The organism is Streptomyces sp. S07_1.15 (genome assembly GCF_020739505.1).
In the GTDB taxonomy this organism is placed as follows: domain Bacteria; phylum Actinomycetota; class Actinomycetes; order Streptomycetales; family Streptomycetaceae; genus Streptomyces; species Streptomyces xinghaiensis.
This window is the reverse complement of record NZ_JAJBZK010000001.1, coordinates 2130090-2152586: the sequence shown is the minus strand read 5'-3', so window position 1 is coordinate 2152586 and position 22497 is coordinate 2130090. Positions and strand designations below refer to the sequence as shown.

The window sequence follows — 22497 nt, the reverse complement described above, 5'->3', positions numbered from 1 at the left end:
GAGCGGAATATTCCTGTCCTGATCCTGTGCTGACGCTGCCCGGCCGCCGTCCGGAGCCCCGGTGGGCGGGCGCGGCCGTGTTCAGTCGCGTACCGCGCCGACCAGCGCGTATGCCTGTCTCGCGATCTCCAGTTCCTCGTCGGTGGGGATCACGGCCACGGCGGTCCTGCTGCCGCCGGCCGAGATCAGCCGGGCGGACGACCCGCGCAGGGCGTTGCGCACCGGGTCGAGTGCGATGCCCAGAGCCTCCAGCCCGCGCATGGCGGCCTCCCGTACGGCAGCCGAATTCTCCCCGACACCCGCGGTGAACGCGATGACGTCCACCCGGCCCAGCACGGCGGTGTACGCGCCCACGTACTTCCGCAGCCGGTGGACGTAGATCTCGAACGCCAGCCCGGCCGCGCGGTCGCCCTCGGCCATCCGGCGCCCGATCTCCCGCATGTCGTTGTCCCCGCACAGGCCGAGCAGACCGCTCCGCTTGTTGAGCAGGGTGTCGATCTCGTCCGTGGACATCCCCGCCTCCCGGGACAGATGGAAGATCACGGCCGGGTCCAGATCGCCCGAGCGGGTGCCCATGACGAGCCCCTCCAGCGGCGTCAGGCCCATCGACGTCTCCACGCACACCCCGCCCGCGACGGCGGAGGCGCTGGCGCCGTTGCCCAGGTGCAGCACGATGGCGTTGACCTCGGCGGGCTCCCGGCCCAGCAGCGCGGCGGCGGCCCGCGAGACATAGGCGTGCGAGGTGCCGTGGAAACCGTAGCGGCGCACCCCGTGGGCGTCGGCGGTGGCGGTGTCGATCGCGTAGCGGGCCGCGTACTCGGGCATCGTCGAGTGGAACGCGGTGTCGAAGACGGCGACCTGCGGCAGGTCCGGGCGCAGCTCCCGGGCCACCTTGATGCCCTGGATGTTCGCCGGGTTGTGGAGCGGGGCGAGCGGGATCAGCTCCTCGATCCCCGCCACCACCTCGTCGGTGATCAGCGTCGGCTCGGTGAACCGGGTGCCGCCGTGCACCACACGGTGGCCGACGGCGGCGAGACCGGGGGAGTCCAGGCCCAGCCCGCGCTCGTCCAGCTCGGCCGCCGCCTGCCGCAGGGCGGCCGCGTGGTCGGCGACGGGGCCCTCGCCGATCCGCTCCACCAGCCCGGAGGCGAGCCGGACGGCACCCGTGCCGTCCGGGCCCGTCCCGGCTGTTTCCGTGCCGGCTGTTTTTGTGCCGTCCGTGCCGGTCCGGCCGGCCATGTCCAGGAGCTGGTACTTGACCGACGAGGAACCGGAGTTGATGACGAGGACGCGGGTGCCCGCCGGACGGTCCGCCGCGGGTGCGGTGGAGCGGGCCGGGCCCGCGGAATCGGTGCTCACTCGGGCCGCGCCTTCCGCGTCCGGGAGGCCCGGGGTGTGTGGGGCCCGGGCTCCTGGGGCCGGGTTTCCCGGGGATTCTCGTTCCGGTGGGCGCTCTCCGCCTGGTGCGTGATCTCCGCCGATCCGGCGTCCGCGCCGCCGGGGGCCGGGGCAGTGCCCGGGCCCGTTCCCAGGGCCCGCGGCGAACGCCGCGGCTCCAGGGCCGGCTGCGCCGGGTCCGCCGCTGCCGGGGGCGCGGGCCGTGCGGCCGGTGCCGGCTGCGCCTCCGCCGCCGTCTGCCCGGCCGGGACGCTCCGCTCCTGGGCCTGGATGGCCGTGATCGCCACCGTGGTGATGATGTCCGGCACCAGGGCGCCGCGCGACAGGTCGTTCACCGGCTTGCGCAGCCCCTGCAGGACGGGGCCGACCGCGACGGCGCCCGCCGACCGCTGGACCGCCTTGTAGGTGTTGTTGCCGGTGTTGAGGTCGGGGAAGACCAGCACCGTGGCCCGTCCGGCGACCTCCGAGCCGGGCAGCTTCGCGGCGGCCACGGTGGCGTCCACGGCGGCGTCGTACTGGATCGGCCCCTCGACCATGAGGTCCGGCCGCCGCTCCCGCACCAGTTCGGTGGCCTTGCGCACCTTGTCGACGTCGGCGCCGTGGCCCGAGGTGCCGGTGGAGTACGAGAGCATCGCGATCCGCGGCTCCACGCCGAACTTGGCGGCCGTACCGGCCGACTGGATGGCGATGTCGGCGAGCTGCTCGGCGTCCGGGTCCGGGTTGACCGCGCAGTCGCCGTAGACGAGCACCCGGTCGGCCAGGCACATGAAGAACACCGAGCTGACGATGTGCGCGCCCGGAGCGGTCTTGATGATCTCGAAGCCGGGGCGCAGCGTCGCGGCCGTGGAGTGCGCGGCACCGGAGACCATGCCGTCGGCCAGCCCCTCCTGGACCATCAGGGTGCCGAAGTACGAGACGTCGGCGACCACGTCGTACGCCAGCTCGTAGTCGGCGCCCTTGTGTGCCCGGAGCTTGGCGTACAGCTCGGCGAAACGCTCCCGCAGCGGCGAGGTGCGGGGGTCGATGAGCTGGGCGTCCGCCAGGTCCACGGTGAGTTCGGAGGCGCGCCGGCGGATCGCCTCCGGGTCGCCGAGCAGCGTCAGGTCGCAGATGTCGCGGCGGAGCAGGACGTCCGCCGCGCGCAGCACCCGCTCCTCGGTGCCCTCGGGGAGGACGACGCGGCGGCGGTGCGCCCGGGCCCGTTCGATCAGCTCGTGCTCGAACATCATCGGCGTGACGCGGCTGGAGCGGGCCAGCGAGATCCGGGAGGTCAGGTCGGCCGTGTCGACGTGCCGGTCGAAGAGCCCGAGCGCGGTCTCCGTCTTCCGCGGCGACCAGGCGTTCAACTTGCCTTCCAATGCGAAGAGTTCGCCCGCCGTGGGGAAGCTCTTGCCCGGCACGGAGACCACGGGCGTGCCCGGTGCGAGCCGTTCGGCGAGCGCCATGATGTCCGGCCCCGGCCGCTCGTCGAGGGTGAGCAGCACCCCCGCGATGGGCGGCGAGCCGGCCGCGTGGGCGGCGAGCGCGCCGATGATCAGATCCGCCCGGTCCCCGGGGGTGACCACGAGGGCGCCCTCGGTGAGCGCGGCGAGGAAGGTCGGCATCATGGCGCCGCCGAAGACGAAGTCCCGGGCGTCCCGGGCGAGTCCGGCCGCGTCGCCGAGCAGCACCTCCGCGCCCAGGGACTGCACGATCTGCTGCACGGTGGGCGCGGAGAGCGAGCTGTCCTCCGGCAGGACGTAGCAGGGGACGGGCAGCTTGGCGGACAGCCCGGCCGCGATCTCCCGCTGCTCGGCGGGGTTCACCCGGTTGGCGATCATGGCGACGACGTCGCAGCCCAGGGAGTCGAAGGCGGCGTACGCGTTGTGCACCTCGGCCCGTACGGACTCGGCCGGCTGCTTCTGCCCGCCGACGACGGCGATCAGCGCGGCGCCGAACTCGTTGGCGAGCCGGGCGTTGAGGTTGAGCTCCGCGGGGACGCCCGTCTCGGCGTAGTCGGTGCCCAGGACGAGGACGAACTCGTAGTCCCGCGCCATGGCGTGGAACTGGTCCACCAGATGGGACACCAGTTCGTCGGTGCCGCGCTCCGCCTGGAGAGCGGCCGCCGCCTCGTAGCTCATGCCGTAGACCGACCCGGCGTCCTGCAACAGCCGGTAGCGGGCGCGGAGCAGTTCGAAGAGCCGGTCCGGTCCGTCGTGCACCAGCGGGCGGAAGACGCCCACCCGGTCCACGTGGCGGGTCAGGAGCTCCATCACCCCCAGCTCGACGACCTGGCGGCCGTCGCCCCGGTCGATCCCGGTGACGTACACGCTGCGCGTCACGCGTGCTCTCCGTTCCTCGCTCGTCCCGGCCGGTCCCGCCGGGTTCACGCCTCGTTCTCGCTCGCGGCTGCCCGTCCCGCTGGTGCCCCATGCTTCCGGGCCGCCGCCCCCGTGCGTACGAAGACCGGGCACGGGGAAGCCTCACCGGCCCGCAGGGTGAATAACCCCCGCGTGGCGAGCGCTCGTCTTGACACTATCCGTACCGATCGGTAAGGCGCTCGTCCGGACGGCTGGAAGCGTCACCGGCCCGCCGGGCGTGGAACAATCGGATTGACACATCCGTATCTCCCCCCACTTCCGGACCGGAAATCCCACCACAGGAGACACAGCACCATGCGCATCGGAGTCCTCACCGCAGGCGGCGACTGCCCCGGACTGAACGCTGTGATCCGGTCCGTGGTGCACCGCGCCGTGGTCGGCCACGGCGACGAGGTCATCGGTTTTGAAGACGGGTTCAAGGGACTGCTCGAACGGCGCTACCGGAAGCTGGACCTGGACGCGGTCAGCGGCATCCTCTCCCGCGGCGGCACCATCCTCGGCTCCGCCCGGCTGGAGCGCGGCCGGCTCGACGAGGCCTGCGACCACGCCGAGGAGCTCTGCGGTGAACTGGGCCTGGACGCGCTCCTCCCGATCGGCGGCGAGGGCACGCTCACCGCGGCCCGGATGCTCTCCGACGCGGGGATGCCGGTCGTGGGCGTGCCGAAGACCATCGACAACGACATCTCGGCCACCGACCGCACCTTCGGCTTCGACACCGCCGTCGGCGTCGCCACCGAGGCACTGGACCGGCTGAAGACCACCGCCGAGTCGCACCAGCGCATCATGGTCGTCGAGGTGATGGGCCGGCACGCGGGCTGGATCGCCCTGGAGTCGGGCATGGCGGGCGGTGCCCACGGCATCTGCCTGCCCGAACGGCCGTTCCAGCTCGACAAGCTCTGCGAGATGATCGAGGAACGCTTCTCCCGCGGGAAGAAGTTCGCCGTCGTCTGCGTCGCCGAGGGCGCGCACCCGGCCGAGGGTTCCATGCCGTACGAGAAGGGCCAGATCGACCAGTACGGGCACGAGCGCTTCACCGGGATCGGCAACCGCCTCGCCGCCGAACTGGAACGCCGGATCGGCAAGGAGGCCCGCCCCGTCATCCTCGGCCACGTCCAGCGCGGCGGCACCCCGACCGCGTTCGACCGCGTCCTCGCCACCCGCTTCGGCTGGCACGCCGTGGAGGCCGCGCACCGGCGGGAGTTCGGCATGATGACCGCGCTGCGCGGCAACGACATCCGCCTGGTGTCCCTGGCCGAGGCCGTGTCGGAGCTGAAGACGGTTCCGGAGCACCGGATGCGCGAGGCGGAGTCCGTCTACTAGGACTGGCTGTCGGGCTGTCGGGGCGGGGCCGTGCGGTCGCCCCCGGGTGCCCTTCCGGGTCCGGACGCCGCGTGGGGAAGGGCAATCCGATTGCCCCGCCGGGACGGTGAACACCCGCGCCGCCCCCTCCGTATGGGATGGAACACCCGTCCCCAGGAGGAGGCACCGTGCGCAGCAACCGCCGGGCCGAGAAGCCCAGAGTGTCGATGCGCACGGCGGCCATCGCCCTAGCGATCGTCGCCGTACTGGCACTCATACCCGTACTGATCAACCTGCAGACCACCAGCAGCCAGGCCAACGAGGAGGCGAGCCCGGTCGCGGGAGCGCCCCAGGCGGGGGCCGACGCCGCCGTCGGCGCCGACGGACAGGCGCAGGGGCAGGCGCAGAACGGGGCCGCCGCGGGTGACATCGGGACCGTCACCGAGGTGGACAAGAAGTTCCTGTCATCCGTGCGCCAGGCCGGGCTGTGGGAGATCCCCGCCGGGCGGCTGGCCCAGACCAACGCCTCCAGCGAGGCGGTCAAGCGCGCCGGGCTGCACCTCGTCGACGGCCATTCCAAGCTGGACCAGCTCGTCCGCGAGGATGCCAAGCTCCTCGGGGTGCAGATCCCCGACCAGGCCACGGCCGAGCAGCAGGAGTGGGTCCGGCAGCTGAAGGCCGCCAAGGGCGCCGAGTTCGACAAGCTCTTCGCCAACGTGCTGCGGGCCTCGCACGGCAAGATCTTCGCCGTCATCGGCGAGGTGCGCGCCTCGACGCAGAACGATCTGATCCGCCGTCATGCGCGGCAGGCCAACCAGACCGTGCTGGACCACCTGGAGGTCCTGGAGGACACCGGTCTGGTGGACTCCGAGACGTTCGCCGAGGTCGAGGCCGCCGTGACGAAGTAGCGCGCCACCCCGTGCCACGGTCCCCGCTCCGGGCGGTACGGCGCCGGCAACGGCCGGCCGTACCGCCCGGCGGCGTTGGCGGGGCCGGCCGGGCCGCTCCCGCGCGGGCGCCCGCCGGGAGACCGGGCGCGGAGACGAACGGCCGGTGAGGGCCCGGCCGTTCACGCAGGGCTCAGCCAGCGGTAGTACAGCTCCGGCCGCCCGACCTGGCCGTACTGCGGCCGCCGTTCGGCCCGTCCGGAGTCCACCAGGTGTTCCAGGTAGCGGCGGGCCGTGATCCGGGAGATCCCCACCGCCTCACCGGCCGCCTGCGCCGTGATCCCGCTCCGGTCCGCGCCGCGCAGTGCCCGGGTGACCGACTCCAGGGTCGGGCCGCTGAGCCCCTTCGGCAGCGCCGGGGGTGACGGTGCGCGCAGGGCGGACAGCGCGCGGTCCACCTCCTCCTGCCCGCTCGCCTCCCCCGCCGCCGCACGGAACTCGGCGTAGCGCACGAGCCGTTCGCGGAGGGTCGCGAAGGCGAAGGGCTTCAGCACATGCTGGACGACGCCGAGCGACACACCCTCCCGCACCACCGCCAGGTCGCGCGCGGAGGTCACCGCGATCACGTCCGCCGTCCGGCCCGCGGCGCGCAGGGAGCGCAGCAGCCCCAGCCCGTGGCCGTCCGGCAGATACAGATCGAGCAGCAGCAGGTCCACCGGGTCCCGCTCCAGGTGACGCCGCGCCGCCGATCCGGAGTGCACCGTGCCGGCCACCTCGAAGCCGGGCACCCGGCCGACGTAGAGCGCGTGCGCGTCCGCGGCCACCGGATCGTCCTCGACCACCAGCACCCGGATCGGCGCGCGCCCGCTCACCGGGCCGCCCCCGCTCCCCGAGCCCTCCCCGCTCACCGGGCCGCCCCCGCCACGGCCGCCAGCGGCAGCCGTACGGTGAACTCCGCGCCGCCGCCGTCGCCACCGGCCGCGCCGCCGCCCCTGCCGTCCGCCGGCGCCGCTTCGATCGTCCCGCCGTTGCGGCGCACCGCCTGCCGGACGAGCGCCAGACCGATCCCGCGTCCCGTGGCGCCCTCCGCGCCGAGGCGCCGTGCCGCCTTCGTCGTCCAGCCGCGTTCGAACATGCCGTCCAGGGCCTCCGGGGTGATGCCGGGACCGGTGTCCCGCACCCGCAGCAGCAGTTCGCCGTCCGCGGCCCGTGCGGTCACGGTCACCCGCGGGCGCCGCTCCCGGCCCCCCGTGCCGGAGCTCTCCCCGCCGGCCGCCTCCACCGCGTTGTCGATCAGATTGCCGAGGATTGTCACCAGGTCGCGCGGCGGCAGCTCCGGCGGCAGCACGCCGTCGTCGATCCGGCTCTCCGGGGCCAGGGTCAGCTCCACGCCCCGCTCGCTCGCCTGCGCCGCCTTGCCGAGCAGCAGGGCCGCCAGCACCGGCTCGCCCACGGCCGCCACCACCCGGTCCGTCAGCGCCTGCGCCAGCTCCAGCTCCTCCGTCGCGAACCGCACGGCCTCGTCCGCGCGGCCCAGCTCGATCAGCGACACCACCGCGTGCAGCCGGTTCGCCGCCTCGTGCGCCTGCGACCGCAGCGCCTCCGCGAAGCCGCGCACCGAGTCCAGCTCCCCGGAGAGCGCCTGGAGCTCGGTGTGGTCCCGCAGGGTGACGACCGTGCCGCGCCGCTCCCCGCCCGAGACCGGCGAGGTGTTCACCACCACGATCCGCTCGGCCGTGGGATGGACCTCGTCCACCCGGGGCTCCGAGGCCAGCAGCGCCCCGGTCAGCGACGGGGGCAGCCCGAGCTCGGTGACGCGGCGGCCCACGGCGTCCGGGCCCAGCCCCAGCAGTTCCCGTCCCCCGTCGTTGACCAGTGCGATCCGCCGCTGCCCGTCCAGCATCAGCAGCCCCTCGCGGACCGCGTGCAGCGCCGCCTGGTGGTAATCGTGCATCCGGCTCAGCTCCGCGGCGTTCATCCCGTGCGTATGGCGGCGCAGCCGGGCGTTGATGACGTAGGTGCCGAGGCCGCCGAGCACCAGCGCCCCCAGCGCCACCCCCGCCGGCACGGCCATCTGCCGGCGGACCTCGGCGCTGATCCGCTCCACCGTGATCCCGGCGCTCACCAGGCCCACCACCCGGCCGCCGTCCCGGATCGGCGTCACCACCCGCACCGACGGGCCGAGGGTGCCGGTGTACGTCTCGGAGAAGGTGCGTCCCGCGAGTGCCGGGCCGGTGTGGCCCAGGAACTCCTCGCCGATCCGCTCCGGGTCCGGATGCGTCCAGCGGATGCCGTCCGGGTCCATGATCGTGACGAAGGCGACCCCGGTGTCGCGGCGGACGGTCTCCGCGTACGGCTGCAGCACCGCCGTCGGGTCCTCGCCGCGGATCGCCTCCGGGACGGACGGTGACGCGGCGATCGCCCGCGCCGCCGTCATCGCCCGCAGCCGCGCCGTCTCCTCGGTCTGCCGCAGGTCCGTGACGTAGGTGAACACCGCGTATCCCGCCACCACGACGGCGACCAGCACGACCTGCATGGCGAAGAGCTGGCCGGCCAGGCTCCGGGGGCGGGGAACACGCATGCGCCCAGTCTGCCCGGTGTGTCCCGGGGACCGGCAGGGGTGCGGGCCCCCCTCCGTTCCGTCCCGGCGCCCGCGCGCTCCGTAGCGGACCGGCGCCGTCCGCGAACTCAATGAACACAACCGTGACCCGGGTCACCCGCTGGTGGATAGTCGCCGGGACGCCGGGCCGGAGCGCGGGACGGGTGGGACGGCACCGGAAGCGGCGCGAACGACCGGGAATCACGACGCAGGAGGACCACCGTGGCCGAACAAGCCCCACCTGAGAGCCGCCGGGTGCGACGGGACAGAACCCACTATCTGTACCTCGCCGTCATCGCCGCCGTGCTGGCCGGCATCCTCCTCGGCTTCGCGGCGCCGGGGGTGGCCGCCGAGCTGAAGCCGCTCGGCACCGGCTTCGTCGGACTGATCAAGATGATGATCTCCCCGATCATCTTCTGCACGATCGTGCTCGGCGTCGGATCGGTACGCAAAGCCGCGAAGGTCGGCGCCGTCGGCGGTCTCGCCCTCGGCTACTTCATGATCATGTCGACCGTGGCGCTCGCCATCGGCCTGGTCGTCGGCAACATGCTCCCCGGCGTCACCCTGGACCTGACCGAGTCCGCGCGCAGCGCCGGCGAGGCCCAGGCCGCGGGCGCCAGTGAGTCCACCACCGACTTCCTGCTCGGCATCATCCCCACCACCATGGTCTCGGCCTTCACCGAGGGGGAGGTGCTGCAGACCCTGCTCATCGCGCTCCTCACCGGCTTCGCCCTGCAGGCCATGGGCACCGCCGGGGAGCCGCTGCTCCGCGGCATCGGCCACCTCCAGCGGCTGGTCTTCCGGGTGCTGGCGATGATCATGTGGGTGGCGCCGGTCGGGGCCTTCGGCGCCATCGCGGCGGTGGTCGGCGAGACGGGTGTCGGCGCGCTGAAGTCCCTCGCCGTCGTCATGATCGGCTTCTACACCACCTGCGCGGTCTTCGTCTTCGTCGTCCTCGGCGCGCTGCTGAGGATCGTCGCGGGCGTCAACATCCTCACCCTGCTCCGGTATCTCGGCCGCGAGTTCCTGCTGATCGTCTCGACCTCCTCCTCGGAGTCCGCCCTGCCGCGTCTCATCGCCAAGATGGAACACCTGGGCGTCAGCAAGCCGGTCGTCGGCATCACGGTGCCGACCGGCTACTCCTTCAACCTCGACGGCACGGCGATCTACCTCACGATGGCCTCGCTCTTCGTCGCCGAGGCGATGGGCGACCCGCTCTCCCTCGGCCAGCAGATCTCCCTGCTCGTCTTCATGATCATCGCTTCCAAGGGGGCGGCCGGCGTGACCGGCGCCGGCCTGGCCACCCTGGCGGGCGGGCTCCAGTCCCACCGCCCGGAACTGGTCGACGGCGTCGGCCTCATCGTCGGCATCGACCGCTTCATGAGCGAGGCCCGCGCCCTGACCAACTTCGCGGGCAACGCCGTGGCGACGGTCCTGGTCGGCACCTGGACGAAGGAGATCGACCGGGACCGGGCGGGCAAGGTCCTCGCCGGACACCTCCCGTTCGACGAGCAGACGTTCGTCGACGACCACGCCCACGACCCGGACCACGCCCACGACCAGGACCACGAGTCCGGCCCCGCGGCCGGCCCCGGCCGGGACCCCGGCCACCGTACGGATGACGCCCGCAGTGCTCCGGAATCCTCCTCCCACCCGGGACCTGACCACCCCGGCGGGACGAAGGAGCCGGTGGGCGTCTGACGGGCCGGCGCCCGGGTCCACCGCGACCGGCCCGCGGTTCCCTCCCACGGACCCGGGCGCACCCGCCCCAAACCATCTCCCCCGACGCCCCTCCGGCTGTTTCCCCTGGCTGCCGGAGGGGCGTCACCCCGTGCGGTCCGCGAGCCGGACCGCGTCCGCCCGCACGGCCGAGGGCCGGCACGGCCGAGGGCCCGCACGGGCGAACCCGTACGAGCCCCATGAGCCCTCGCGGTGCCGGACCGCACCCCGCCGGTTCCGGCGCCTCCCGCCAGATCCCGTCAGACCGGCCGCAGCCAGACCGTCGCCAGCGGCGGCAGCGTGGCCTGGACGCTGACGCGCCGGCCGTGCCAGGGGGACGCCTCCGGCTTGAGGGGGTCCGGGTTGCCGACGCCGCTGCCGCCGTAGCGGGCCTCGTCGGTGTTGAGGACCTCCTGCCAGCCGGTGGGTTCGCTCGGCACCCCGAGCCGGTAGTCCCGGCGCACCACCGGGGAGAAGTTGCTGACGCACAGCAGCGGCGACCCGTCCGCGGCCAGCCGGAGGAAGGCGAAGACGTTGTCCTCCGCCGCGTCGCCCTCGATCCAGCTGAAGCCGGACGGATCGGTGTCCCGCTCCCAGAGCGCCGGCTCGGCGGTGTAGACGTGGTTGAGATCGCGGACCAGGTCGCGGACGCCCCGGTGGTCACCGGCCGCCGCGTAGGTGTCGTCCATCAGCCACCACTCCGGCCCGTGCGCCTCCGACCACTCCGCGCCCTGCGCGAACTCCTGTCCCATGAAGAGGAGTTGCTTGCCCGGGTGGGCCCACATGAAGCCCAGGTACGCGCGGTGGCCGGCGCGCCGCTGCCACCAGTCGCCGGGCATCTTGTTCACCAGGGGGCCCTTGCCGTGCACCACCTCGTCGTGGGAGATGGGCAGCACATAGTTCTCGCTGTACGCGTACACCATCGAGAAGGTCATCTCGTGGTGGTGGTACTTGCGGTGCACGGGCTCGCGCGCCATGTACCCCAGCGAGTCGTGCATCCAGCCCATGTTCCACTTCAGGCCGAAGCCCAGACCGCCCAGGCCGTTCGGGCCGGTGACGTGCGTGGGCCGGGTGACGCCGTCCCAGGCCGTGGACTCCTCCGCGATGGTGACGACGCCGGGGCAGCGCCGGTAGACGGTCGCGTTCATCTCCTGCAGGAAGGCCACGGCGTCGAGGTTCTCCCGGCCCCCGTGCTGGTTGGGCACCCACGCGCCGCCCTCCCGCGAGTAGTCCAGGTAGAGCATGGACGCCACCGCGTCGACCCGCAGGCCGTCGATGTGGAACTCCTCGCACCAGTACACGGCGTTGGCGACCAGGAAGTTGCGGACCTCCGTGCGCCCGTAGTCGAAGGTCAGCGTGCCCCAGTCGGGGTGCTCGGCGCGCCGCGGGTCGGCGGGCTCGTAGAGCGGTGTGCCGTCGAACCGGGCGAGCGCCCACGCGTCCTTGGGGAAGTGCGCGGGCACCCAGTCGACGATGACCCCGATGCCCTCCCGGTGCAGGGCGTCCACCAGATACCGGAAGTCGTCCGGGGTGCCCAGCCGGGCGGTCGGCGCGTAGTAGGAGGTGACCTGGTAGCCCCAGGAGCCGCCGAAGGGGTGTTCGGCGACCGGCATCAGCTCGACGTGCGTGAACCCCAGCTCCTTGACGTACGCGGGCAGTTGCTCCGCGAGCTGCCGGTAGCCCAGCCCGGGCCGCCAGGACGCCGGATGCACCTCGTAGACCGAGAACGGCGCCTGGTGGACGCGGCGCCCGGCGCGGCGGCGCATCCACTCCTCGTCCCCCCACCGGTACGCGGAGGCGGTGACGATCGAGGCGGTGGCGGGCGGGCACTCGGTGCGCCGGGCCATCGGGTCGGCGCGCAGGCTGTGCGCTCCGTCGGGCCCGGCGATGTCGAACTTGTAGAGGGCGCCCTCGCCGACCCCGGGCACGAACAGCTCCCAGACGCCGCTGCCGCCGAGCGAGCGCATCGGGTAGCAGGTGCCGTTCCAGCAGGTGAAGTCACCGGTGACGCGCACACCGCGGGCGTTGGGTGCCCAGACGGTGAACCGGGTGCCGGCGACGCCCCCGTGGGTCATCGGCTGCGCGCCGAGCGCCTCCCACAGCCGTTCGTGGCGCCCCTCGTGGATCAGATGCAGGTCGAACTCGCCGAGAGCGGGCAGGAAGCGGTACGGGTCGTGCTGCTCCAGCACCTCGGGGGCGCCCGGGTCGCCGTAGGAGACCAGCAGCCGGTAGTCCTCCGGAACCGCGTCGAGCGGCAGGACACCCGCGAAGAGGCCGTCGCCCTCGGAGTGCAGACCGGTGCCGGGGCCGGCCTCCGGACCACTGCCGGCCACGACCGTCACGGCGTGGGCGTACGGGCGCAGCGCGCGGACGAGGACACCGCCCTCCGGCAGGGGACGGGCCCCCAGCAGGGCGTGCGGGTCGTGGTGCGTGCCGTCGAGGAGACGCTGCCGGTCGGCGGGGTCGAGCGGCGCGGGACGGACGGCACGGGGGGAGGAGGCGGACGGCCGTCCCGTCCCGCCCTCGGTGGCACCGGGGCCCGGCGCTGGCCCGGCCTGCCGTGGTGCGGCCGGCGTCCGGGGCGCGGCCGGAGTCCGGGGCGCGGCGGCTCGCCGTGGCGCGGTGCCGGACGCCTTGGCACGGCTGCGGCCCGGCCGGGCGGCCGGTTCGGCGGCCGTGGTCCCGGGCTGCTGCTCGGTGGAGTCGCCGGAGGGGCCGGACGGGGACGGCGGACGAGCGGTCACGACTGAGTCCTCCTCGGAGGAGTGGGGAACGGGCGTTCGTACGCGGGAACCCGGGCCGGAGGCGGCGCGTCCTCCCGCTGCCCGGCGAGGCGGCGGATCGCCGCCATCGGCACCGGGAGCCAGTCGGGGCGGTGGCGCGCCTCGTACAGCACCTCGTAGACGGCCTTGTCCGTCTCGTAGGCGCGCAGGAGTTCGGGTTCGTCGCGCGGATCGGTCCCGGCGGCCTCCGCGTAGCCGCCGCAGTAGGCCGCGCGGTTCTGCCGGGACCACTGCCGGGACCAGCCGGGGGCGCCGCCGGACGCGGGCTGGTGGGTGCGGGCCGCGTAGTCGAAGGAGCGGAGCATGCCGGCGATGTCCCGGGCCACGGGCTGCAGCCGGCGGCGTTCGGAGATCGGCCGGGCCGGCTCGCCCTCGAAGTCGATGAGGGACCAGCGTCCGTCGTGCGCGCTGCGGAGGGCCTGGCCGAGGTGGAGGTCACCGTGTATCCGCTGGGCGTGCCAGGTGCGGCCGCGGTCGCCGAGGGCGGCGAGCTCGTCGTAGGCGGCGCGCAGCGGTTCGCGGTACGGGCGCAGCGCGGGGACGGCGGACGCGGCGGCCTCCAGCCGTTCGGTCATGCCGCCCGCGATGTGCTCGATCTGCGGCCGGCGCAGGACGGCGGTCGGCAGGGCCTCGGCGAGGGCGGTGTGCACCTCGGCGGTGGCGCGGCCGAGGGCGTGCGCGGCGCCGGTGAAGTCGGCGTGTACGGAGAGGGAGTTGAGAGCGAGCTGCCAGCCGTCGGCGGAGCCGGGCAGGAAGGGCTGGAGGATGCCGAGGGTGAGCGGCCCGCCGGCCGGGTCGTCGGCGGGGATGGAGGCGAGCCCGGCGCCGGCCGCGGCCTCCACCCCCGGGTCGGCCTCGAACCAGGCGGTGGGGTGCGGGACGCGTTCGCAGCCGGCCCGGGCGAGGGCCAGCGGGAGTTCGAGGTCGGGGTTGACGCCGGTACCGATGCGGCGGAAGACCTTGAGGATGTACGCGTCGCCGTAGACCACCGAGGAGTTGGACTGCTCGGCGGTGATCAGCCGGGGGGCGAGCCCGGAGGCGATGGCGGTGCCGGGGGCGCGGGTGAAGCGGAGCGCGCCGAGCCGGCCGGGGACGCGCAGCCGCTCCAGGAGCAGCCCGGCCAGGCGCGGGTCGGCCAGGGCCTCATAGACGGTGTGGCCGTGGAGCGGGCCCTCGGCGGGGCGGCCGATCAGGGTGTGCGCGAGGTGCGGGGGGAGGGTGGAGCGGATGCCGATGAGGAGCTGGTAGCAGTCGGCGGTGCCGGGCCGCTGCTGGGCGCGGACGAGGAGATGGAGCAGTCCGGGGGCGGCGCCGCCCGCGGTGCACGGCAGGATCTCGGTGGCGGAGACCAGGGAGAAGCCCGTGATCGGGTTGCCCTTGCCGGCGAACCAGCGCTGCCGGGGCAGCCATGAGCGGAGGAGGGGGACGAGCGAGGGGAGCAGCGAACGGGTGGTGGTGCGGACCCGGCCGGGTGGTCCGGCGGGGGTCCGGGTGTCCGTCGGCTCGTTCTGCTCCGGCGCGGGCGGCCGGTCCGGTGCGTCCGCCGCACGGTCCGCAGGTGAGTCCGGGGCGGTGACGGTGGTGCGGGGCGTGCTGTACGGGTTGGCGCGGATCGAGCCCTCCGACATGGCGTCGCGTCCTTTCCCCGGGCACACCGTAGATGCGCAGAGTGTCCCGGATTGCGGCAATTGCTGTCCGGCGGTGCGGGACGTGTCGGGTGAGGATCGTCCGATCAGGTAAGGCGATTGGCCTATGCACTGTGCGGACTGGGGTGCGTAGAGGAGAGCCTGCCCGGGGCGGGGCGGTGAAAACCGGTGAATCCGGTCGTAACCGCCCCGCCGCGGGGCCGTAACAGCGGTGACCGGTGCCGTCAGCCGCCGTTGAGCGGGCGCGGGACCTCGCCGGTGCGCGGCGCGCCCGGGACGTCACCGCCCGCCGGTGCGTCCGCGGCCACCGGGGCCGCGGACCGGCGGAGCCGGAACCAGTAGAAGCCGTGGCCGGCGAGCGTGAGCAGATAGGGGAGTTCCCCGATGGCGGGAAAGCGCACCCCGCCGATCAGCTCCACGGGATGGCGCCCGGCGAACGCCCGCAGGTCCAGCTCGGTGGGCTGGGCGAAACGGGAGAAGTTGTTGACGCACAGCACCAGGTCGTCGTCCTCCTGGCCCGGCCCCGGGGTCTCCCGGAGGAAGGCGAGCACCGCCGGGTTGCTGGACGGCAGTTCGCTGTACGAGCCGAGCCCGAAGGCCGGGTTCTGCTTGCGGATCTCGATCATCCGCCGGGTCCAGTGGAGCAGCGAGGAGGGGCTGCTCATGGCCGCCTCGACGTTGGTCACCTGGTAGCCGTAGACCGGGTCCATGATGGTCGGCAGGAAGAGCCGGCCCGGGTCGCAGGAGGAGAAGCCGGCGTTGCGGTCGGGGGTCCACTGCATCGGGGTGCGGACCGCGTCCCGGTCGCCGAGCCAGATGTTGTCGCCCATGCCGATCTCGTCGCCGTAGTAGAGGATCGGCGAGCCGGGGAGGGAGAGCAGCAGGGCGGTGAACAGCTCGATCTGGTTGCGGTCGTTGTCGAGCAGCGGGGCCAGCCGGCGGCGGATGCCGATGTTGGCGCGCATCCGCGGGTCCTTGGCGTACTCGGAGTACATGTAGTCGCGCTCTTCGTCCGTGACCATTTCGAGGGTCAGCTCGTCGTGGTTGCGGAGGAAGATGCCCCACTGGCAGCCGGAGGGGATGGCCGGGGTCTTGGCCAGGATTTCCGAGACCGGGTAGCGCGACTCGCGGCGCACCGCCATGAAGATGCGCGGCATGACCGGGAAGTGGAACGCCATGTGGCACTCGTCGCCGCCCTTCTCGAAGTCGCCGAAGTAGTCGACGACGTCCTCGGGCCACTGGTTGGCCTCGGCGAGCAGCACGGTGTCGGGGTAGTGCGCGTCGATCTCGGCGCGGACCCGCTTGAGGAGGTCGTGGGTCCGCGGCAGGTTCTCGCAGTTGGTGCCCTCCTCGGCGTAGAGATAGGGCACGGCGTCCAGCCGGAAGCCGTCGATGCCGAGGTCCAGCCAGAAGCGCAGGGCGGAGATGATCTCCTCCTGGACGGCCGGGTTCTCGAAGTTGAGGTCCGGCTGGTGGGAGAAGAAGCGGTGCCAGTAGTACTGCTGGCGCACGGGGTCGAAGGTCCAGTTGGAGGCTTCGGTGTCGACGAAGATGATCCGGGCGTCCTGGTACTGCTTGTCGTCGTCGGCCCAGACGTAGTAGTCGCCGTAGGGGCCGTCCGGGTTGCGGCGCGACTCCTGGAACCACTCGTGCTGGTCGCTGGTGTGGTTCATGACGAAGTCGATGATGACCCGCATACCGCGCTGGTGGGCGGCGTCGACGAACTCGACGAAGTCGGCGAGGTCCCCGAAGTCGGGGAGCACCGCGAGATAGTCGGAGACGTCGTAACCCCCGTCCCGCAGCGGAGACTTGAAGAACGGCGGCAGCCAGAGGCAGTCCACGCCGAGCCACTGCAGATAGTCGAGTTTGGCCGTGAGGCCCTTGAGGTCGCCGATGCCGTCGCCGTTGCTGTCCTGGAAGGAGCGGACCAGCACCTCGTAGAAGACGGCGCGCTTGAACCAGTCGGGATCGCGGTCCTGCGCCGGTGTGTCCTCGAAGGTGTCCTGGACGGGCTCGTTGACGATCATGATGTGGGTGACCCTCCGATCGGTGAGGACGGTCGCAGGGTGAACACGTGCGCCGGCCGGAGCCCCGGTTCCAGACGCACGTAGTTGTCCCTGCCCCAGTGGTAGGTCTCGCCGGTGAGCTCGTCGCGCACCGGGACGGACTCGTGCCAGTCGAGGCCGAGTTCCGGCATGTGCAACGAGACCGTCGCCTCCTGGGTGTGGTGCGGGTCGAGGTTCACGACCGTGAGTACGACATCGGGGCTGTCGCCGTGAGTACGTTTCGAGTAGGCGATCACCGCGTCGTTGTCCGCATGGTGGAAACGCAGGTCCCGGAGCTGCTGGAGAGCCGGGTGGCGGCGGCGGATCCGGTTGAGCCGGGTGATCAGCGGGGCGATGGTCCGTCCCTCCCGCTCGGCCGCCTCCCAGTCGCGGGGCCGCAGTTCGTACTTCTCCGAGTGCAGGTACTCCTCGCTGCCGGGGCGCGCCGGGGTGTTCTCGCACAGCTCGTAGCCGGAGTAGATCCCCCAGGTGGGGGAGAGGGTGGCGGCGAGCACGGCCCGCGCCTCGAAGGCGGGCCGGCCGCCCTCCTGGAGGTGGCCGGGGAGGATGTCGGGGGTGTTGGCGAAGAAGTTGGGCCGCATGCAGGCGGCCGCGTCGCCGGAGAGCTCGGTGAGGTAGGCGGTCAGTTCCTCCTTGGTCTCGCGCCAGGTGAAGTAGGTGTACGACTGCTGGAAGCCGATGGCCGCCAGGGTGCGCATCATCGCCGGGCGGGTGAACGCCTCGGCGAGGAAGATGACGTCCGGGTCGCGGCGGTTGATGTCGGCGATGACCCGCTCCCAGAACATCACGGGCTTGGTGTGCGGGTTGTCCACCCGGAAGATCCGCACCCCGTGGTCCATCCACAGCCGCAGGATGCGCAGGGTCTCGCGGACGATGCCGGTCATGTCGGCGTCGAACGCCACCGGATAGATGTCCTGGTACTTCTTGGGCGGGTTCTCGGCGAAGGCGATGGAGCCGTCGGCCCGGTGGTGGAACCAGGACGGATGCTCGCGCACCCAGGGGTGGTCCGGCGAGCACTGCAGGGCGAAGTCGAGCGCCACCTCCATGCGCAGCGCCCGGGCCCGGGCCACGAAGTGGTCGAAGTCCTCGAAGGTGCCGAGATCCGGGTGGAGGGCGTCGTGGCCGCCCTCCGCGGAGCCGATCGCCCAGGGGGAGCCGACGTCGTGCGGGCCGGCCGTGAGGGTGTTGTCCGGGCCCTTGCGGTACGAGGTGCCGATCGGGTGGACGGGCGGCAGGTAGACGACGTCGAAACCCATCGCGGCGATGGCGGGCAGCCGCTCGGCGGCGGTCCGGAGGGTGCCGCCGACGGGCGGTTCGCCGGGGGCGGTGACGGCGCCCTCGGAGCGCGGGAAGAACTCGTACCAGGAGCCGTAGAGCGCGCGGCGGCGCTCCACGAGCAGCGGCACCTGGCGGGACTGGGTGAGCAGTTCGCGCAGCGGATGGCGGGCGAGGGCCGCGGAGACGTCCTCGGCGAGGGCCGCGGCGAGCCGGTCGGCGGGGGAGAGGTCCCGGTCGCGCAGCGCGTCCACGGCGCGCAGGACGGCTTCCCGGCCGGCCCGCTTGGGGACGTCGACGGCGGCTCTCTCGTGGAGGGCGGCGCCCTCGGCGAGGACGAGTTCGGTGTCGATGCCGGCCGGGATCTTGATCCCGGCGTGGCGGCGCCAGGTGGTGACCGGGTCGCTCCACGCCTCGACGGTGAAGCTCCACGGGCCCTCGGAGTCCGGGGTGACCCGGGCGCCCCAGCGGTCGGTGCCGGGCGCGAGTTCGCGCATCGGGGTCCAGGGGCCGGGACGGCCGGAGGGGTCCAGCAGGACCACATTGGCGGCGACCGCGTCGTGGCCCTCCCGGAAGACCGTCGCGGTGACCTCGAAGCTCTCGCCGGCCACCGCCTTGGCCGGCCGCCGCCCGCAGTCGACCAGCGGGCGGATGTCGAGCACGGGGATGCGTCCGATCATGGGATCACCTGGGGGCGTAGCGGTTCGAGCCACTCTGCGGGCTTTTGTTCTTTCTATATGCTCCATGGACGACTGGCCGGTTGCGGGCATGGGCGCTCCTGTCCGCGTTCACTCACGTGGGTGACTGTGCGAGCCGGTGGGCGGCGCCGGGTGGTGCGGGGAGCGTGGCGCCGCTTATCGGTGGAGTCTGCCCCCGCCCGGCGCCGGACATGACGGTGATGGCCTCCGATCGGGGCCCGAAAGGTAAAAACTGGACCGGCCCGTGACGGTGGCGGTGTGCCGGGGTCACGGGCCGGTCCGGTGCTGGTGCGGGTGTGCCCCGAGGGGCCGGTGGTGCGGCCGGGAGGGCTCTGCCGGTGAAGCACGGCTGAGGAGGGAGAGCCGGCCCCGTACCGCGGCTCCTCCGGCGGTGCGCCGGGCGGAGCGGGGCGGACGGTGCGTCAGTCGCCGACCTGGAGCAGACGGTTCGGCGAGCCGAGGCCCGCGCCGCTGATCCTGCCCTGGGCCGCGCCGTCCGTCAGCGCCTTCTCGACCGCCGCCGGCGCGTCGGCCGGGTGGTCGTCGAGGTGGAGCGCGGCCGCGCCCGCGGCGTGCGGAGCCGCCATCGAGGTGCCGGAGATGGTGTTCGTGGCGCTGCCGGAGGTGTGCCAGGCCGAGGTGATGTCCACGCCGGGGGCGAACACGTCCACGCCCGGGCCCCAGTTGGAGAAGCTCGCGCGGGCGTCGGTCCTGTCGGTCGCGCCGACGGTGATGGCCTCCGTGACCCGGGCCGGGGAGAAGAGCAGCGTCGGCAGGCCGTTGTTGCCGGCCGCCACGGTGAACGTCACCCCGGAGGCGATGGCGCCCCGTACGGCGTCGTCCAGCTGCGCGTTGAGGATGCCGCCCAGGCTCATGTTGGCCACCGCCGGCTTCTCCGCGTTCTTCGCGACCCAGTCGATGCCCGCGATCACCTGGGCGATGGTGCCGGAGCCCTCGTCGTCCAGGACCCTGACCCCGACGACATCGGCCTGCTTGGCGACCCCGTGCGAGGTACCGGCGATGGTGCCCGCGACATGGGTGCCGTGCCCGTGGCCGTCCTGGGCGTCGGCGTCGCCGTCGACGAAGTCCCAGCCGCTGCTCGCCCGGCCGCCGAAGTCCTGGTGGCCGGTGCTGACACCGGCGTCGATCACATACGCCGTCACGCCCGAACCGCCGCCGGCGGGTGGGGTGTAGGAGTCGTCGAGCGGGAGGTCGCTCTGGTCGATGCGGTCCAGGCCCCAGGAGGGCGGGTCCGGCTGGGCCGCGGCGATCCGCACCCTGGCGTCCTGCGACACCGAGGCGACGGCGGGATCGGCCGCGAGGCGCTTCGCCTGTGCCTCGGAGAGCCGCACGGAGTAGCCGTTGAGAGCGCTGCCGTAGGTGTGGCGGATCGTCGCGCCGTACTTCCGGGCCAGCTCCCGCCCGGCGTCGGACCGCGCGGTGAGGCCCCGACCCGGCTTGAGGCTGACGATGTAACTGCCGCTCACGGCGTCCGGCGCGCCGGCACCGAGGATGCGGCCCGTCGGTGCCGCCGCGTCGGCGGCGTGGGCGGAGAACGCGAGGGGGGACAGCAGGAAGGTGACGGCGGCGATCGCGGTCGTGACACGGCGTCCTCTGACGGGGCGCCGCGTGTGGGGGGTGGGAACGTCGTTCTGTGAACCGTCGGCTGACGGTCGATCAGATATATGCGCCATGAAGATGAACCTCTCCTGTGGTGACCTGCAGCGTCTCGTGCGGCAGGGCTCCGGGCAAGAGGTTCGCGGGGGCGGAATCGATCACTCCGCCCCCGCTCGGCGCCTCCCGTGACGGGTCCGTACCGGTTTACGGTGCGGTGACCTCCGGCCGGGGCGGGACCGCCATCCCGTCACCGATGAAGAACCCCGGGTGCGGCGGCTGGTTGTAGGCGGTGTTCTGCCAGGCGAGCGCGGTGCGGTACTGCGCGTCGTGCAGCAGGGTGGTGATCCGGCGGTCCGTCCGGTGCGGGGTGGAGTACACCCGCAGCGCCCGGTTGTCCGAGGTGCGCCAGACGACCTCCTCGCGCCAGTCGCCGAGGATGTCGCCGGAGAGCACCGGGGTGGCCTTGGTGCCGTTGTTCGAGGCGACGCCCGAACCGGTCAGCAGCCGGTTCTCCCCGCCGGTGCCGTACTTGTCGATCCGCGTGCCGTCGAGCAGTTCCCGGACGGGGTCGCCGTCCCACCAGGAGAGGAAGTTGGCACTGGACGGCTTGCGGCCGAGCGGGGAACCCGACGCGGAGAGCAGCGCGCCGTCGGCGGAGGACCAGGACTCGGCCCCCGGGCTGCCGGCCCAGATGTCGCCGGAGACGCCGCGGCCGTTGTCGCCGGCGGGCGCCGTCTGCCACAGGACCTGGCCGGTCCGCGCGTCGGCCATCCAGGAGCCGGGCTTGGCGGAGTCCTCGGAGACCTTGTAGTACTCCAGGCCCGGGCGGGACGGCACCAGATCGCCGAGGTGGGCCGCGTCGCCGTGGCCGAGCCGCGTGGTCCACAGCCCGGCGCCGTTGTCGTCCACGGTCATCGCGCCGTAGACGATCTCGTCCCGGCCGTCCCCGTCGACGTCCCCGACCGTCAGCGCGTGGTTGCCCTGCCCGTCGTAGCCCCGGCCGGCGTTGGTGGAGCTGTTGGTGTCGAAGGTCCAGCGGCGGGTGAGGGCGCCGTTCCGGAAGTCCCAGGCGGCGATCACCGTACGGGTGTAGTAGCCGCGCGCCATCACCAGACTGGGCCGGGTGCCGTCGAGGTACGCGGTCCCGGCGAGGAAGCGGTCGACGCGGTTGCCGTAGGTGTCGCCCCAGGAGCCGACGTTCCCGCGCGCGGGCACGTAGTCGGCGGTGTCCAGCGCGGCGCCGGTCCGGCCGTCGAACACGGTCAGGTACTCCGGGCCGGCGAGGACGTAGCCGGAGGAGTTGCGGTGGTCGGCGGACGAACTGCCGATCACCGCCCCGGTGCCGTCCCGGCTGCCGTCCGCGGTCTTCATGGCGACCTCGGCCCGGCCGTCGCCGTCGTAGTCGTACACCTGGAACTGGGTGTAGTGCGCGCCGGAGCGGATGTTGCGGCCCAGGTCGATCCGCCAGAGCCGGGTGCCGTCTTGCCTGATGCCGTCGATGACCGTGTTGCCGGTGTGGCCGGACTGGGAGTTGTCCTTGGCGTTGGTGGGCTGCCACTTGAGGACGAAGTCCAGGGTGCCGTCGCCGTCGAGGTCGCCCACGGAGGCGTCATTGGCCTCGTAGGTGTACGACACGCCGTCGGGCGTGGTGCCTCCGGACGGCGGGGAGAGCGGGATGTCGCGGTAGCCGGCGCGGAACTGGACCGCGTGTCCGGAGGCCGGCTGCTCCACGCCGCCGGTCACCGCGCGGACCGTGTAGTCGGCCGAGGCCGGCGCGCCCTCGTCGAGGAAGTTGGTGGAGTCCGTGACGGGCGAGGAGTTCACCTTGGTGTCCCCGCGGTAGACGTTGAACGCCACGTCGTCCGGGTCGGTGGCCAGCCAGCGCCAGCTCACCAGGTTGCCCGAAGCGGTGTACACGCTTACCAGGCCGCGGTCCAGTTGCTCCATCTGACGGGCCGCCGCGGCGGGCGCCGGGGCCGCCTCGGCGGTCAGGCCGGATGCCGCCAGAACCGCCGCGACACCCGCGCCGGCCAGCGCGGATAACCGGCGGTACGGGGCCGGGCGGCGGGGTCCCGGCGGGTGGGGGTCTGCGGGTCCCATCGGACCTCCTTGTGGGGGAAAGGGCTTTCTATCATCCTCGGATCGGCGAG

The 22497-nt window shown here is 73.1% G+C and carries 13 protein-coding genes; 3 read left to right on the top strand and 10 right to left on the bottom strand.

Going from position 1 to position 22497, the window contains the following annotated elements:
* Nucleotides 1-81: 81 nt before the first annotated feature.
* Both LIX60_RS09005 and pta read right to left on the bottom strand, forming a co-directional pair.
* Nucleotides 82-1359, bottom strand: coding sequence for an acetate kinase (locus tag LIX60_RS09005; protein ID WP_227957979.1), 1278 nt, complete (start codon nt 1357-1359; stop codon nt 82-84).
* Nucleotides 1356-3719, bottom strand: coding sequence for a phosphate acetyltransferase (gene pta, locus LIX60_RS09000; protein WP_227957978.1), 2364 nt, complete (start codon nt 3717-3719; stop codon nt 1356-1358). Before pta ends, LIX60_RS09005 begins: the two co-directional genes overlap by 4 nt.
* Before the next feature lie 333 nt (nt 3720-4052).
* Between pta and LIX60_RS08995 the strand changes: the two genes are divergently transcribed.
* Together LIX60_RS08995 and LIX60_RS08990 are read left to right on the top strand one after the other, a co-directional pair.
* Nucleotides 4053-5078 carry an ATP-dependent 6-phosphofructokinase gene (locus tag LIX60_RS08995; protein ID WP_227957977.1) on the top strand — a complete coding sequence of 342 codons (1026 nt, stop codon included), beginning with the start codon at nt 4053-4055 and terminating at the stop codon, nt 5076-5078.
* 167 nt (nt 5079-5245) lie between these two features.
* On the top strand, nt 5246-5965 hold the full coding sequence (locus LIX60_RS08990) for a DUF4142 domain-containing protein (protein WP_227957976.1): 720 nt from the start codon (nt 5246-5248) through the stop codon (nt 5963-5965).
* A 161-nt stretch (nt 5966-6126) separates the two neighbouring features.
* Here LIX60_RS08990 and LIX60_RS08985 read toward each other — a convergent pair whose 3' ends face one another.
* Nucleotides 6127-6816: a response regulator gene (locus tag LIX60_RS08985; RefSeq protein WP_227957975.1), complete on the bottom strand. Its 690-nt coding sequence runs from the start codon at nt 6814-6816 to the stop codon at nt 6127-6129.
* A 32-nt stretch (nt 6817-6848) separates the two neighbouring features.
* On the bottom strand, nt 6849-8525 hold the full coding sequence (locus tag LIX60_RS08980) for a sensor histidine kinase (RefSeq protein ID WP_227957974.1): 1677 nt from the start codon (nt 8523-8525) through the stop codon (nt 6849-6851).
* Nucleotides 8526-8765: 240 nt separating this feature from the next.
* Here LIX60_RS08980 and LIX60_RS08975 point away from each other — a divergent pair, with 240 nt between their 5' ends.
* A complete protein-coding gene (locus tag LIX60_RS08975; RefSeq protein WP_374117831.1) occupies nt 8766-10244 on the top strand; it encodes a cation:dicarboxylate symporter family transporter in 1479 nt (492 codons plus the stop codon).
* Nucleotides 10245-10522: 278 nt separating this feature from the next.
* Here LIX60_RS08975 and glgB read toward each other — a convergent pair whose 3' ends face one another.
* From glgB to LIX60_RS08945, 6 genes are all read right to left on the bottom strand, one after another.
* The gene (glgB, locus tag LIX60_RS08970; protein WP_227957973.1) at nt 10523-13006 is read right to left on the bottom strand and encodes a 1,4-alpha-glucan branching enzyme; all 2484 of its coding nucleotides are present in this window, start codon (nt 13004-13006) and stop codon (nt 10523-10525) included.
* Complete coding sequence (locus LIX60_RS08965; RefSeq protein ID WP_227957972.1) at nt 13003-14673, bottom strand: maltokinase; 1671 nt, start codon at nt 14671-14673, stop codon at nt 13003-13005. Before LIX60_RS08965 ends, glgB begins: the two co-directional genes overlap by 4 nt.
* Nucleotides 14674-14915: 242 nt before the next feature.
* Nucleotides 14916-16718 (bottom strand): maltose alpha-D-glucosyltransferase, encoded by a 1803-nt coding sequence (treS, locus tag LIX60_RS08960; RefSeq protein WP_227957971.1) that lies wholly within the window; start codon nt 16716-16718, stop codon nt 14916-14918.
* On the bottom strand, nt 16715-18712 hold the full coding sequence (locus LIX60_RS08955; RefSeq protein ID WP_227957970.1) for an alpha-1,4-glucan--maltose-1-phosphate maltosyltransferase: 1998 nt from the start codon (nt 18710-18712) through the stop codon (nt 16715-16717). Before LIX60_RS08955 ends, treS begins: the two co-directional genes overlap by 4 nt.
* A gap of 440 nt (nt 18713-19152) precedes the next feature.
* Nucleotides 19153-20424: a S8 family peptidase gene (locus LIX60_RS08950; RefSeq protein ID WP_227957969.1), complete on the bottom strand. Its 1272-nt coding sequence runs from the start codon at nt 20422-20424 to the stop codon at nt 19153-19155.
* A gap of 127 nt (nt 20425-20551) precedes the next feature.
* Nucleotides 20552-22447 (bottom strand): rhamnogalacturonan lyase, encoded by a 1896-nt coding sequence (locus tag LIX60_RS08945; RefSeq protein WP_308101132.1) that lies wholly within the window; start codon nt 22445-22447, stop codon nt 20552-20554.
* Nucleotides 22448-22497: the final 50 nt, after the last annotated feature.

Coding starts and splice junctions, on each gene's coding strand:
- LIX60_RS08980 (WP_227957974.1), bottom strand. CDS start 8,525: ATGCGTGTTCCCCGCCCCCGGAGCCTGGCCGGCCAGCTCTTCGCCATG.
- LIX60_RS08945 (WP_308101132.1), bottom strand. CDS start 22,447: ATGGGACCCGCAGACCCCCACCCGCCGGGACCCCGCCGCCCGGCCCCG.
- LIX60_RS08955 (WP_227957970.1), bottom strand. CDS start 18,712: ATGATCGGACGCATCCCCGTGCTCGACATCCGCCCGCTGGTCGACTGC.
- treS (WP_227957971.1), bottom strand. CDS start 16,718: ATGATCGTCAACGAGCCCGTCCAGGACACCTTCGAGGACACACCGGCG.
- LIX60_RS08965 (WP_227957972.1), bottom strand. CDS start 14,673: ATGTCGGAGGGCTCGATCCGCGCCAACCCGTACAGCACGCCCCGCACC.
- LIX60_RS08995 (WP_227957977.1), top strand. CDS start 4,053: ATGCGCATCGGAGTCCTCACCGCAGGCGGCGACTGCCCCGGACTGAAC.
- LIX60_RS08950 (WP_227957969.1), bottom strand. CDS start 20,424: ATGGCGCATATATCTGATCGACCGTCAGCCGACGGTTCACAGAACGAC.